This window comes from Arthrobacter sp. Ms25 (genome assembly GCF_059090365.1).
Genome location: NZ_JBNHFP010000002.1, coordinates 496,160 through 510,888, shown reverse-complemented (window position 1 = coordinate 510,888; position 14,729 = coordinate 496,160). Strand labels below are relative to the sequence as shown.

General features: G+C 67.8%; 6 protein-coding genes. All 6 read right to left on the bottom strand.

Annotation, left to right across the window (positions count from 1 at the left end; translation table 11 throughout):
* Positions 1-174: 174 nt before the first annotated feature.
* Positions 175-2,916, bottom strand: coding sequence for an AAA family ATPase (locus tag AC5RT8_RS06880; RefSeq protein ID WP_494094962.1), 2,742 nt, complete (start codon positions 2,914-2,916; stop codon positions 175-177).
* Positions 2,913-5,645, bottom strand: a complete 2,733-nt coding sequence (locus AC5RT8_RS06875) for a LuxR C-terminal-related transcriptional regulator (protein WP_494094961.1) — start codon at positions 5,643-5,645, stop codon at positions 2,913-2,915. The genes AC5RT8_RS06880 and AC5RT8_RS06875 overlap by 4 nt, the downstream gene beginning before the upstream one ends.
* A gap of 278 nt (positions 5,646-5,923) precedes the next feature.
* The gene (locus AC5RT8_RS06870) at positions 5,924-8,029 is read right to left on the bottom strand and encodes a helix-turn-helix transcriptional regulator (protein WP_494094960.1); all 2,106 of its coding nucleotides are present in this window, start codon (positions 8,027-8,029) and stop codon (positions 5,924-5,926) included.
* A gap of 436 nt (positions 8,030-8,465) precedes the next feature.
* Complete coding sequence (locus AC5RT8_RS06865) at positions 8,466-11,147, bottom strand: LuxR C-terminal-related transcriptional regulator (RefSeq protein ID WP_494094959.1); 2,682 nt, start codon at positions 11,145-11,147, stop codon at positions 8,466-8,468.
* 19 nt (positions 11,148-11,166) lie between these two features.
* Positions 11,167-13,773: an AAA family ATPase gene (locus AC5RT8_RS06860; protein WP_494094958.1), complete on the bottom strand. Its 2,607-nt coding sequence runs from the start codon at positions 13,771-13,773 to the stop codon at positions 11,167-11,169.
* 363 nt (positions 13,774-14,136) lie between these two features.
* Positions 14,137-14,724, bottom strand: coding sequence for an aminoacyl-tRNA hydrolase (pth, locus tag AC5RT8_RS06855; protein ID WP_494094957.1), 588 nt, complete (start codon positions 14,722-14,724; stop codon positions 14,137-14,139).
* Positions 14,725-14,729: the final 5 nt, after the last annotated feature.

The window sequence follows — 14,729 nt, the reverse complement described above, 5'->3', positions numbered from 1 at the left end:
TCCAAGCCGACAGTTACCAACGGGCATCAATCTAGGAGGACCGTTTGCTGCGGGCACGAGTACCAGGTACTCAGTTGGAAGGATGGACCGGCCCTGCCCCGTAGCCCGTCTACCTGTATTGCTACGCGGGCACGAAGACCGCGGGAACTCCTTGTCCCGCTGCTGCCGGAAAAGCTAGAGCAGGGATGCCGTCCGGGGTCCCGGTTCAAGGGCACGGTAGGCTGCCTCGAGATCCGCTCTCCGGCTGATTCCCAGCTTCACGTAGATACGGTAGACATGCCCCTCAACGGTCCGCTGGGACAACGTGAAATGGCCGGCAATGTCCTTGGTGGTTGCGCCGGAGAGCAGCAAATCCACGATTTCGTGTTCACGCCGGGTCAGCCGGACCAGATGCAGTGACGGACTGAGATACGAGACCGTCACTCCTGCCAGTTCCTCCCTGCGCCGCCGCAGCTGCTGGATCAGGGCGCGCTGGCGCCGCAGGTTTCCGTGGTTGCCGTAGAAACGGATGGCGTGACCGATACTTTCCACTGCCACCAGGTACTTCTGGGCACGGATGGCGTCCTCCGCGGCCGCGACCATCCGATCGGGGTTGCCTGAGGCGACGGCGGCAGCATAGGCATGCAGTGCCCGGGCTTCCCCGCCGTCGAAGTCTGCCGTCAACTCCGCCAGGCGTCCCACCTGCGCCAGGTCGCCAACGGCGAGGCAGAGCTCCAGGATGTCCTTTTCGCAGCTGTGCATCCCGGCGTCCCTGGCCTCGGCGGCAAGGCCTGCGAGCCGGTCGGAGGTTGGACCCTCGGTGGCCTGGGATGCTTCGGCGGCAGCGGCGTATGCCTGGGCCGTGAGCCACAGATGCCGCGGACCGGTGTAGCCAACCGCGGAAATCCGGGCGCCGAACCCGGCGGCCGGGGTTCCGTCTCCAACCACCGTCGCCGCGTAGCCGGCCAGCCCCAGAGCGTACGGAAGCAGCAGCTCGGGGTCCCTGTCCCGCAACGCTTCCACCGCCGGCCGCAGCCGCCGCAGTCCTTCGTGCAGCCGCCCCCGGTGGATTTCCAGCGCCCCCTCAATAACGCCCAGCGTCCCACCCAGCGCAGTCAGCAGATGCCGCGGCCCGGAGTGTATCCGGGCCGCAACTTGCTCCAGCTGGGTAAAACGCCCGGCGTGCAGCAGGGCGAAAGACTGGCGCACGAAGACAAACCCGGCATAGCTCCACAGGCGTCCTCCACTGCCGTCAAGAAGGTCCGCAGCGGCACGGGCATGCTGCACCGCGGCTTCCACCTCCCCGCACGCCGCCAGGACTTCCGCCGAAAGGCCGTGGAAAACGAGGGATCGTTCAGGGTCCGGATCGGCTTCGCCGGTGGCGAATGCTGCCAGGCGGCTGCGGGCTTCGGTGTATCTGCCATCCAGGATCAGTGCTCCCGCCGCCAGCAGCTCCGCAGCGGAGGAAACCCCCGGCGGCGTTCCCGCAGAGGCATCCTCCCGGACAGCCAGCTCTGTTGCCGCTTCAACCCACTTTTCGGCCAGGACGGCCAGCCGCCCGCCCTCCGCATTAATCTGGCGGAGCATCAGTGCGCTGGTGAACGCTGCCCGCTGCAGGCTGCGCTGGGTCCAGATACCGGCGTCGTCCGTTCCCGTCCGGAGGCCTTCCAGTTCAGTGCGGACCCGCGCATAGCTGCCCTGCTGCGCATAGGCAACGGCAAGCTCCACCTCTGCGGCCCGGCGGAAGGGCAGCGGACGGACCGCCGCCGCGAACCGCTGGCCGCGGGCGGCAGCGCCCATGTCGTTGGCCGCCCGCGCCGCCGCGAGCAGCTCGTCCGGCGGAAGCCGTTCGCCGCAGTCGAGCGCCCACTCAGCATGCCGGAGCAGGACATCGCCATTGGCTGGTTCGACCGGATCATCCAGCGTCCCCGGGTTGTAGCGCCCCAGGACCCGGGCACGGATCTCCCCGCTCCGTGCCGCCGGCACGAGGCTTCGAATGATCTCCTCGTGCAGGGGCTGCACAAGATGGGCGGATTCCTCGCGGTCCGGCAGGATCTCCAGGATGCCGTCTATCATCAGCGAACGTACCGCCTCATCGTCGGACACGGCCGATACCACCGACCGGGGCAGCCGTCCTGCGAGCGCCACCGCCTCCAGCACGCTGCGCTCGGCCGGACTGCGGGAAGCCAGCATCGTCTTCACCAGGTCAACAAGCGGGGTGTCCGCCCAGTCGGGCTCCTCCAAGAGGACCCAGGCACCGTTCCTTTCCACGAGCCGCTGCTGCCGGCGTGCCCGGGTCAGCAGTTCCTTGACGTACAGCGGGTTGCCGCGCGACATTCGGTGCAGCACCGTACTGGAGGCCTGAAGCACCGGCCCGCCGAGAACATTGACGCAGAACTCGTGGACTGCCTGCCCGGACAGCGGCCCCAGATCCACCCTGGCCAGCAGCCCGTCCCGAGCCAGCGAGAGCAGTTCATGGATCCTGGGCGCCCGCGCCCGGGAGATCACCATCAGCCGAAGCTCTCCGGACATCGCCAGCTGGGAGAGCAAATGCGCGCTGGCCTCGTCGAGGTGCTGGGCATTGTCCACCACTAGCAGGGCCTGCCGGCCGCTGGTTTCGGTGAGCCGCTGGAAGTAGGTCCGCACCGTCCGCAGGACGGCCAGCGGAGACGCCATGTCCGCTGCGGCGGCGGAGCCGAGATAGGTGGAGAGGATGCCGTACGGCATGCGGGACAACACGGGACTTCCGCTCACATAGTACGGAGCCATGACCGAACCCAGGTGTTCTGCGGCCTGCACGGCGAGCGCGGACTTGCCGATTCCCTCGGCCCCGAGCAGGACGATGCCCCGCAGGCCGGGGTCCAGCAGACGGTTGGTGACCTCGGTGAGTTCACGGTCGCGCCCGAAGAGCCGGCCGTCCTGCCCCGGGCGCATCATTTCTTTGCCCCTGCCTGCTCGGCGATGGTCCGTGCCAGCTCCCGTCTGCTGCCGACGTGGAGCTTCGAGTACACCTGGTACAAATGCCCTTCAACGGTCCGGACCGATATACCCAGCTCCTCGGCGATCTTTTTGTTGCTGATACCTGCCACGGCCTTCCGCGCAATCGAGCGTTCCCGTGCAGTGAGTGCACCGAGGAACTCGTCTGCGGCCTCGGCCGGCACGTCGGATGCGGCTATCCTGCGGCTTCGGTGGATGAAGCGGACCGTCGCCCGGTCGCCGGCGCCGGACGCGATACCCAGTGCATGCTCGGAAATCTCCCGGGCCAGGAGGGCGTGGCCGGCGCCGGCTGCCAGCTCCGATGCCCGCAGGAGCAGCTGGGCGTCACCGTTTCCCAGGCCCTTGGCATACAGCTCGCACAACGCGGCGAAGTCCCCCTGCTGGTTCGCTGCCGCGGAAAGCACCTCATCCAGGCTTTCCACATCGCCCAGCCGCATCGCCGTCAGCCGGGCCAGGAGTTCGTAGGCATAGGCGCCGCGCCGGTGATCCTGTGCGGCGAGCGATGCGAAGCGGGCACTGCCGGCCTCGGCTCCCAGAGCTGCCTCCGCCAGGGCGGCAAAGTGCCTGGCGCCCCGCCGGACCACCCATGGACCGCCGTCGGCCGCTGAGCGCTGTACCTGCAGGTAGCGGCGGGCGTCCTCGCTCCGCTTCTCCACAGCGTGGCAGTATGCCGCCGCCGCCGCCGCAAGCGGCAGGAAGGCCGCAGGTCCGGTGACCGTCAGCTGGTTCACTGCGGGGGTCAGTGCAGCGAGCGCCGGTTCCGGCCTGCCCGCGAAAGCATGCAGCAGCCCCTCGGCCAGTTCGACGTGTGTGCCGTCCATGCCGGGATTCCGGGCCAGCAGCCGCTCGCACGCGGGAAGCGCCCCGGTGATCAGGTACGTATGCAGCAACCTGCCGACCACCCGGGAACGGATGCCTGCATCCGTTCCGTCCAGCAGCCGTTCCACCTTTCCGGCCAGTTCGACGGCGTCGTCCTGGCGGTTGGTCACGCTCCAGGCCTCACACTGCAAGGCGGCACGCAGGATCCGGAAGTCCGGGTCGGGAAAATCAAGGCCGGCCAGGTAGGCGGCATTCGCCTGGAACCGTCCGTGGGCCGAGTGGCATTCAGCACGGGCGAGGGCAAGTTCGCGCATCAGGTCGGCGGCGCCCATTCCGTCCGCATTATCGGCGATTTCCCGTTCCGCCTGCTCGAAGAGCTCGGAGTGCCGCATCCGGGCGGGCTCCGCTGCGGTTTCAGCGGAGCGGGTATCGCGCAATCCGGTCGATTCAATGCACAGCACGCGGCATTCGGCCAACAGCAGGCGTATCCGGTCCTCGGCGGTGGGAAGCGTGTCACTGCCCCGCAAGCGGGCGAGCACTCCGAGGGCCGCACCGAATTCCCCCTGTGCCGTGCGTGCGCGGGCCAGCTCTATTACCGCACCGGCGTTTTCGCTGCCGTCGAAAGCTGCTGATATCAGCCGTACGGCGGTTTCCGGCCGGCCCAGTGCGGTGGCCTGCCGTGCTGCCTCCAACGCCAGGTCCCGGGCCGGCACTTCTCCGATGCTGTCCAGCCACTGGGCCAGCACAAGCGGGTCCAGGACCAGCCCGGTGTTCAGCGACGGCGCAAGTTCTTCAAAGAGCTGGCGCTGCAAAGGCTGCGTCAGCCCGGCACGGACCGACCGAGCCACCACGGGACTGGAAATCAGCACGTCCGGCACCGGCTGCGCATCAAGGGTGACGATTCCCTGTTCCTGCAGGGTGTCCAGCTCCATGTTGTCCAACCCTGCGAGTACTACAGGCAACGGCAGGGACTGTGCCATGGACAACAGCTGAAGCAACCGGGTCTGGGCGGGTGCCAGGTGCACCAGGTTGCCCATCACGGCGGCGGCTACCCGGCCGCCGCGGATATCCTCGCCGGGTGCCAGTATCCAGCTTCCGTTCTGCTGCCTGAGCCGTCCGGCATCCTGGAAGTCTTTCAGCGCCAGGGCCAGCAGGTGCGGGTTCCCGCCTGCGAAGTCGTTGAGGGCGGCGGCGGCGGCCCGGGAGACTGTTCCGTCCAGCAGGGAACCGAGGTACGCACAGGTTTCCTGGACGCTTAGGGGTTCCAGGTCCACCCGGGTGAGTACGCCGTCGCGCCACAGACCGGCGAATTCCGCCGGAGCGGAACTGAAGTCCCGGAAGGCGACGAGCATGCGTGCACTGCGGTTCAGCACCATTTGGGTCAGCACCATGGCCGAGAACTCGTCCAGTTCCTCGGCGTTGTCCACGGCCAGCAGGACGGGCCGGCCGGCGGCGCGTTCCGTTACCAGCCGGGTGAGCCCCCTCAGGATCATCACCGGGTGGTCGGAAAGTTCAGGGTCCAGGTCGGAGAGCAGGAACGTCAGTGCCCCGAACGGCGTCCGGCCGGCGAATTCCGAGCCGCGCACCTGCACGATATAGGTTTCCGCCTGCAGGCTCCGGAGCACATGCTGCATCACTGCGGTCTTGCCGATTCCGGGTTCCCCCACGAGCAGACAGCCGGTTCCCGGCGTGGTCCCGCCCAGGTTCCGCAGGATTTCCCCGGTGACGCCATCCCTGCCGACGATCCCGGGTTGGGCGCTCAGGCCCGGCCCGCCGGCAGGAGGTGCCGGGGCCGGGGTGCCGGACAGAGAGGTGGGGAGCGGGGATCGCTGATCATTTTGTGGCTGCACTTTGGAGACCCGGTTTCTGTCGGTTCAGGTTCTTCGGTTCAGTTGCAGGTTCAGGAGCAGGATCCGTTGCCCCCGAAGGCTGTACCGCCCGTCATGGACAGTCACCTCCGGTACTCCTGCTCTGCACCAGAGTAGGAAGACGTTTAGGGTGCTACACGAGTAACACTCCCTAGTTTCGTTACGCGGTTACTTGGAAATACCCACCGCGTCGCCGAGTGCGACTACGTAATTACCGGGAAAAACCACCTAAACCGTGTCCCGCAGGAACTTTCCGAACCTCAACTGCTGTGTTGTTCCGTTTCCAGACACTCGCGCAGCTCCGCGCGGCCGGAAACGCGTAGCTTCTGGAAGATGCGGCCGAGGTGCCAGTCGACTGTCCGGGGAGAGAGGTGCAGTCCTGCGGCCAATTGGGAGCTGCTGGTCCCTGCCGCTGCCTCCACCGCCAGTCTCCGCTCGAAGTTTGACAGTTCCGGCAGCCTGTCGGCCACCGAGTTGGCCGTCCTCAGCATCCGGTAACTGGTGTTCCCGATCCGGGTCGCGGCGCGCAGCCGTGCCCTGTCCTTCTGTCCGCGGGCCAGGTGCGCGGCGCAGCGGGCTGCATCGTTCGCCGTGAGGTATTGGCCCAGCCGATAGGCCCGCTCCGCTGCCCGGACGATCCCCGCAGGGTCCGACGTGGTGAGGCCCTCTGCCAGTTCCCGGTACATCTGCGCAGCGTCCCCGCTGCAGCCGGTTGCCGCTTTCCCCAGCTTTTCGGCTGCTCCCTGCCTGCCGAGCAGCGCGTCAGCTGCCAGCATCCGCAGGACTCCCGTCAGGTCCCGGCCAGCTCCGGCCAGGGCAGGTGCCTGTCCCCCGGCACCGGCGGTTCCCCCCGCCGCCGGGGTTTGCACCCCGCGGACGGCACACAGCCCGGTAAAGCACTCGGTAAGGCCGGCCCACTGGCCGGTCTCCTCCGTAACGGGACCAGGGGAACGACCGTCCGCGCCGGCACCGGGCCCTTCCCTCCCCGAAGCGGCCAGGTACCTGTGCGCCGCCCCGACGTCGTCGAGCAGTATGCATGAATAGGCCGCCGCGGTCCGCGCCAAGGGAAGCAGCGGGGCGGTACCTTCTTCCTCGAACTGGGCAATGGCGCGCTGCAGGCAGTCCAGCGCCCGGTCGGCGCGCCCGCCCAGGACCTGCGCGATGCCCTCACACAGGTCATTGCCGCCGCGGAGTTCCATTCCTGTGGCCGTCCGGTCCGTCCATGCCACGAGGTCGGCTGCCTCGCGTAGCTCACCGCAGCGAAGGAAAATGTGGAAAACCTCCGAGAGCAGGTCCGGGGACCAGTGTTCGGCGTCGTCGGGAGAATCCACCGTGAGGCACATCCTGGCTGCGTCCGCGGCCTCCTCCCACCGGCCCCGGCGGGATAGAGAGGCCGCCGCCCGGACGGCTGCTGTTTGTGCCGCCCGGCGGGCAGCCGGTGACGGTTCCCGGCCGGTTCCGGCGAACCGCCCGCCGCCGACGGCGGCAAGCCGGGAACGGATGTCCGCCGCCCGTCCCGGCGGGACCAGCGCTGCGGCTGATTCCCCGAGCAACGGGTCCTTCAGATGGACTGTCCCTGCGGCCACGGAAGTGAGGAGCAGATCCTGCTCGAGCCTTTCCACGGCGGCCGGATCGGCAACCTGCAGGAGCAGGGGCAGTGGCAGGGGCCCGGTGACGGCGAGGACGTCCGCCGCATACCGCTCCGACGGGGACAGCAGCCCGGTTTCCGCTGCGACCCGGTCGGACAGCGGACCGGAGTATGAGACGGCCCCCGTCCAGACAAAGGTTCCGCGCCGCTCCCGAACTGTTCCGGCATCCAGTTGTTCCCGGAGGAACATTCCCGAAAGCAGCGGATTCCCCCGGCTCCTTGCCTGCACCTGGAGGACGAGCCGGTTCGAGACCTTTCCCCCTGCCAGTTCTTCCAGCAGCAGTCGGGTAGCGTCCGGACGCAAGGGTTCAAGGGCTTCCCGGTGCACCGTTCCTTCGGCCCACCACCGGACTATTTCACCGCTGCAGGCGGCAAGGTCCCGGGCCGTGGCCAGCAGGAGGGCGCGCCCGGCCCGGCACAGCTGCAGGAGGACGGCCACGGTGGCATCGTCCAGGTCCGCCAGGTTCTCGACGGCCAGAACCAGGCGGCGTCCGGCGGCCTTCTCCTCGAATACCTTCCGGACACACTGGAGGACGTACACCGGATCGGACAGTAACTCCGGGGGCAGTTCGCTCAGGAGCCAGTAGAGTCCGCTGAAAGGTTTCCCGCCCCATGCCGCCGTCCCGCGCAGCTGCAGCACGGAATAGCCGCCCCCGAGGTCCGCGAGGACCCTGGCCATGACGGTGGTCTTCCCCGTGCCGGCCGCCCCCGTAATCAAGGCACTTCTGCCTTCAGACAGCGCTTCGAGCGCTCCCGCCGCGGCGTTGTGGATCCGGGCCGGCACTGCCCCGTGACGGGGAGGCCCTTGCTCCTGGCTATCGCGGCGGCTTGACCGGGGTCCGGCACCTTCCATCGAACGGCTCCTCCACCGGCGCGTGGTGCACCTGTGCCGGCATTCATAGTGTCAGCGCACAGACGTTCGGGAAGGAGCCGGCGGCGGCTGGGGGGACGCCCCGGTCTCAGAGGGCATCGACGCCGCCGGCTCCGTATTTGGGACCCGTGAGTTCCCCTGGACTGCGGGTGGCAGGCGAAGCCCGTACCGCACACCGCACCCGGTGAACCCTGGGTAACGCATATAACGGTACGAATCCCGCTGTGGCTTCGCCCGAGTAAAACCTACTGGTGTTTCCGGCGAAAACTACGCGCCGGCCGGCTCAGCCCCCGGACTGAGTGTTGTCCAGCAGGGGAAACATCGCCTTGAGCTCGTCCCTGCGGCTGATTCCGAGTTTTTCGTATGTCCGGTAGATATGCCCCTCCACGGTACGCACGGAGAGGTTTAGCGTGACGGCGATTTCGGCGTTGCGGTGTCCTGCCGCTACCAGTGCCGCAACGTCGCGTTCCCTCCGCGTCAGCCCGGGAAGGGAGCCGTGGCTGCCCGTTCCGTGCCGTGCTGCCAGCCGCTGGATCCGGTTCACCAATGCCTTGTCATTGGTCCTCCGGGCCAGACGCAGAGCCTCGGTCAGGCACTGCCCGGCCAGGAGGCTATCCATCTCCGGGCCGGGGTCCGAGGCCAGTGCCGCCAGCGCCTCACTGTCCTGGTCGACGACGGCACGCGCCACCCGGTTGAGGACAACGGCCTGCGGTCCCTCGAATCCTTCCGTGACCTTCAGCAGGCGGCCGGCGTCGTCAAAGCAGCCCAGCCGCATCGCAAGGTGGCGGAGCGTGCATTCCACCGCGGTGAACGACCGCTCCTGCGCCCGTGCAGCCGCGTTCCGCAGCTTCTGCAGGAATGCCGCGTCGGCATCCCGTGCAAAACGCCCCGCGGCCAGGATGCCTTCCGCCAGAAGCCGGTGTTGCGCCGGCCCTCTCGGGGAAAGCTTTCCTGCTTCCTCAAGCAGCCGCCCGGCCAGGTCCCGTTGGCCTAGGCTGCCGGCGGCAAAGGACCCCAGGGCCAAGGCCAGCGGAAGGATTCCTTCGGGATCATGGATTGCCGCGGCTTCGGCAGCAGCGGAAAACCCCTCGACCGCGCCTTCGAGGGCGCTGGAGCGCAGGCAGCTCAAGCCCACTGCGAAGTCTGCGACGCCGCCCGAATGCAGGAGGGCCCTTTGTACTGGTGAATCCGCCGAACCGACGGCCTGGTGAAGCTGCTCCCATTCTCCGAGCCACAACAACACGGTGAGGTGCCGGTGCAGGACAAACGGCCCCATGAGCTGCGATCCCGCGGGTGCTTCCTGCAGCATGGACATGGCAGCCGTGCTGTGTTGAAGCGCGGTCTGCGCCCGCCCTGTTGCCACCAGGACCTCGGTCGTCATCGCCTCGGCAAAGAGGATCACCTCCTTGTCCGTGCTCTCCCGCGCGCGGGAGAGCACCTCCGCCAGCTCCAGTTCTGCCTGGACATAGTTACCCTCCTTTACTTCGCGAAGGATGCGGAGCATCCGCGCTCCGCAACGGGCCAGTTCCACTGCTTCCAGGGGTTCGTCCGCCGACAGCCGGTCAATGGCGCGGGTCCATTCCCGCGCCAGCCGGCCTTCCCAGTCAGTACCGGCACTGTTCATCAGGGCGAGCTGGATACGCACCATCATCGCCTGCTTCACGGCCCGCAGGTCGGATGCGTGCTCGAGGGTGCCTTGGAGCGCTGCCGCTGCAGGACCGGCCTTCCCGAGCAGCAGCAGCGCACGGGCCTCCTGGATACTGGCAGAGGTCCGCAGTCCGGGGTTGCCGACGGCGGCCGCGGCCCGCAGCGCCAGGCGGGGCTCCCAACGGTTGTTCGCCGCTTCAGCTGCCTGCAGCAGTTCATCCTCCGGCACCTCCGATCCGAGGGCCAGCGCCCACGAGATCCGGCGAAGCAGCCCTTCTTCCCCCACGTCCATCCCGTCCAGGACGTGCTGCAGCTGGTTCAGGAGGCGGGCGCTGCGTGCAGCCGGCACCGTCCCGCGGACGACTTCGCCGTAAATCGGGTGCAGCGGACGCAGTTCCTGCCCGGAACGGCGGTCTCCGGTGACCTTCACCAGCAGTGAATCCGCAAGACGGTCGACCGACTCGTGCAGGCCCAGCCGGAAGGCGGCCTGCAGCGGCAGAGGTTCGGCGAGGCAGATGACTTCCATGGCCGTCCGGTCCTTAGGGGCCAGGCCGCGGATCTGTGTCTTGACCAGGTCGCCCACCCGGCCCCCCACCGGCGGCCCGGCATTGGCGGCCACCCAGATCCCGTGCCGCTGGACCAGGAAACCGCGGCGCACCGCTTCGTCGATCAATGCCAGCAGGTACATCGGGTTTCCCCCCGTCAGGCGCGCCAGCTCGACTGCTGCGGTGGTACTGATCTGCCCCTGGAGCTCCTGCTGGCACAGCAGGAGAACTTCCCGTTCATCCAGCGGCGGGAGGCGGTGGCGGGTCAGCTGCCCGTCCCACGTCTGCGGAAGGACCCCTGGAATGTCCGGAAATGACCTGGTGAGGACCAGGAGCCGTATCCGGCGGGCATCAAGGAGCTGGGCGAGCAGGTCGAGGCTGGGTTCGTCAATGTCCTGGGCGTCTTCGACGATTACCAGGGGGTCGGGGCCCTGCTGCGCTGCGGGTGCCCTGTGGTCCGCCCGCACCGACAACCTGGACATGAGTGCACGCATGACCGCCAGCGGGGACCCGGTCTGGCCCGGCGCGAGGTCCGGCAGGAGTGCTGCCAGCGCTCCGTACGGGACGGATTTCAGGGCCGGGCTGGAGTAGATCCAGTAAACAGGCATTTCGGACTGGAGCTCATGGACGGCAGCCGCGGCCACGGCGGTCTTGCCCATACCGGCTTCCGCGGCAATGGCTGCGCCGTGGCCGGCGGGCCGGCGAAGGCTCTGGAGCACGGAGGAAAGGACCGCGTTCCGGCCCGTCAGCTGCCGCGGGATCACCCCGTACATCTTGTCCCCCGTCGGTTTCCTAGACCAGAATCTCCGCCAACTCGGTACGGCCGGAGACGTGGAGCTTCGCAAAGATTTTTCCCAAGTGCCACTCGATGGTTCGGGGAGACAGATTCAGTTCCCTGGCGATCTGTGCGGTGGTGGCCATGGTAACCGCACGATGCGCAAGGTCTGTCTCAAATTGGCTCAATTCCGCCAGTGTTTCAGGCCGGCCACCCACATGATGCATACGCCTTAGGCTGGCGTTGACCAGCGCCCGCGCCGTTCGCGCCAGCTTTTTCTGCTCCGCGCCGGTGCCGTTTTCCACCCTGTCCGCTGCGGTCCGTGCGGCATCGCGGGACAACAGGTATTGCCCGCGGTCGCTGAACCCTTTAGCCGCAGTGACCAGCAGGGCCGGGTCATCCTGGAGTATCCCGGCGGCGAAATCCGCCAGTAGTTCGCTGAATTTTCCGCTCACCTCATGGACCGACGCGAGCACGTCAGCTGCCGCCTGCCGGTCGCCCGCCCGGATTGCTGCTGAAAGGAACAGCAATGCCGGTGCTTTGTAACCAGCCGCCCGGGCGGCCGCGGCTGCCCCGCGCAGGCGCCCGCATGCCGCGTCGCTGCCGGTGTCTTCAGCCAGGATGGAGAAATAGCGGAACAGGAAATCCCGGACATAGGGCGGGCGCTGCCGGACGGGCCTTGCCGGCCTTGGCAATCCGGCCGCTTCCGGCTGTTCCTCCCGGTGGACGTAGGCAGCAAGTGTCCGGGCAAGGGGAAGCATATCCTGCGGGTCGTCGATGGCCAGCTGGCCGATAGCGCCGGCGAGGGCATCACGGGCTGTTGTGTCCTGTCCCTGCCAGGCCGCGAGGACGGCTACAGCCAACTCGCCGGCGCTGCCCTGATAGGAGGGTCGGAGACCGCTCCCGTCGAAGGACTGCACGAACTCCGCCGCCCTGCCCAGCTCGCCGGACAGGAGGTAGGCATCAAAAATCCGGGTGCAGACCTCCCCCGCGTTCCCGGGGGTGACCGAGTACTCCTCCGGCGGCCCGAGTTGCTCGATGATCCGCAGGGCTTCGCTGTTCCTGCCGGCCAACGCGAGTACATGGGCCGTCAGTGCGGCCGCCTCCGTCCGCGTTTCCGGTGCCAACGCGCCGTCGTCCGCAAGCCGTTCAAGGCGGTCGGGAACCTCCGCGAGTCTGCCCCGGTCGGTTGCAATGGCACTGCTGGTCAGTGTCCACGCGGCTGCCAGCTCGGGATCCTCTCCCTCCGCCGGGCAGGACGCTTCCGCAGCAGCCAGCGCCTGACGGTGGTCCCCGGTCCCCGGCACACGTGCCAGCGCGTGGGCGTAAAGCATCAACAACGGCACGTAGCTGGAACGCTCGTCCGGGAGCAGCCGCGGTTCCACGTCCCGAAAGACCCGGAGCACTTCCTGCAGCCGGCCCAAGCGGTGCAGGGCACGGACCTCCTCCAGGATCAGCTCCTGGCTTCGCGCCGCGGAGGGCACGGAGCGCACAAACCGGAGGGCGGCGCCTGGATCCAGGCTGCGGTTGGCGGCACGCGCGGCCCGGAGTCGATCTGCGGGGCGGGGATGTTCCCCGCAGGATGTCGCCCAGCTGAGAAAGGCGGTCAGCTCCTCTCCATCCAGGTCTGCGGGGTCGACCAGGACCGATGTGTCGTCCCACAGTTTCCGTTTCCGGCCCGGAGCCATACTCTCCGCTATTACCGTCCCGGGGATCCGGCTTCCAAGCCTGACCGTGGCGGGGTGCCCGCCCACGCAGACAACTTCCTGTTCTTCGAGGTTATCGATCTCGGGTGCCGGCAACAGGTGCAGGACACTGGACAAAGGAAGGCTGATGCACAGCGCCAGGATCTCCACGAGCCGGCGTTGGGGTCGGCCCAGCCGCTCCAGCATGCTGTTGAGCACTTCACTGACTTCGCCGGTACGGACAAACGGTGCCGTCCGGACCCACGCGCCCTCCCTGCGGGCCAGGGTTCCGTTCCGGACCTGGGCGCCGGTCAGAAGCCGCACCAGCCGGGGACTGCCCTCGGTATCCTGCCACATGGTGCCGGCGGCCAAGGCGGACACCGGTCCGTCCAGTACCTGCTGCATCAGCTGCCGGGTCTGCCGCTCGGTGAGCAGTTCAAGGTCAACGCGTGCCAGTAGTCCTTCGCTCCACAGGCCCACGAGTTCATGGTCTGCTTCCCACTGGATCGAAGCGGCCGCCAGCACGGCAATGCTTCCGCGACGCACGAGCTGGGAAAGCACCATGATGGAGAACCGGTCCAGCCGGTCGGCGTCGTCCACGGTGACCAATACCCGGTCCTGCCCCGCCCGCACGGCAAGGGAGCGGCTAAGTTCCTGCAGCAGCTGCAGCGGATCCTTTTCGACGCCTTCGGGCAGGCCGCTGAGCAGGAAGGCCAGTGCTCCGTATGGGGTGCGCGCGGCGACGGCGGTACCGCGGACGGGGATGACGTGGAACCCGGCCTGCAGCCGGTCGGCGGCGGCGCGGAGCACCGCGGTCTTCCCGACGCCGGCCGGGCCCAGGACCACGGCCCCTGCCCCGCCGGCAGCCAGCGCCGAGCGCAGGCCCTCGAGAATCTCGCTGCGGCCGATCAGCTCAACTACAGGTGACCCACTATTCATTGGCCCGGCCCACGCCCCCCACAACGCCCGTGTGGGATCCGGACTCGGACACCACGGCTGCAATCGCTCAGTGGAATGGAGCATACGGCGGCGGCACAGCGCGCGTCTAGGGATTAATGCATGTTTTTGCATCCAGACGCGGCGGCCAGGGTGCCGCCGGAACTGCGGGAAGAGAATAAGGGACCGACGCCGGGATGGGGGTGGCCCAGTCTCGGAGGCCTCCCGACGTCGGCCCCGCTTAGGGAGCCTTTAAGGCTGGTTCCATTTTAGGCCGGGGCACGGAACCGAAACAATGGTTCCCCGCGATTCCGGACGCTGGAAAACTACTCCATTCCGGCAACGGCGCTACCTAGCCTGTGGGGGTCAGGCGCCCGCAGCGTGGAACTTCTGCTGGGCGGCGGTCAGGCCGTCGGAGAGAAGCAGTTCGACGGCGTCGGCGGCGTCGCCCACGAGGAACGGAAGTTCCTTGGCCTCCGTCCCGGAAAAGTCCTTGAGGACGTAGTCGGCTGTGTCCATCCGCCCCGGCGGACGGCCGACGCCTACCCGAACGCGCAGGTAGTCCTTGGTGCCCAGGGCCTTGCTGATGTCCCGCAGGCCGTTGTGTCCGCCTTCTCCCCCGCCGCGCTTGAGCTTAACGGTGTTGAAGGGAATGTCGATCTCGTCGTGGACCGCCACCACCTGGCCGGGATCGATATCGAAGAACCGTGCCAGGGAGGAGACCGGTCCGCCGGAGAGGTTCATGTAGGTCAGCGGCTTGGCCAGGACCACCCGCGGACCCCCGATGCCGAGGCGTCCTTCGACGATCGAGGCGTGCGACCGGTGTGCCTTGAACTTTCCGCCCATCCGCGAGGCCAGCTCGTCCAGGACCATCTGGCCGACGTTGTGCCGGTTACGGCTGTAGCCGGGCCCGGGGTTTCCGAGCCCGGCTACAAGCCAGGTGTTGCTGTTCACGCGGT

Excerpts from the sequence above, each read along its gene's own strand:
- AC5RT8_RS06865 (WP_494094959.1), bottom strand. The coding sequence starts at position 11,147 with ATGTACGGGGTGATCCCGCGGCAGCTGACGGGCCGGAACGCGGTCCTT.
- AC5RT8_RS06880 (WP_494094962.1), bottom strand. The coding sequence starts at position 2,916 with ATGATGCGCCCGGGGCAGGACGGCCGGCTCTTCGGGCGCGACCGTGAA.
- AC5RT8_RS06860 (WP_494094958.1), bottom strand. The coding sequence starts at position 13,773 with ATGAATAGTGGGTCACCTGTAGTTGAGCTGATCGGCCGCAGCGAGATT.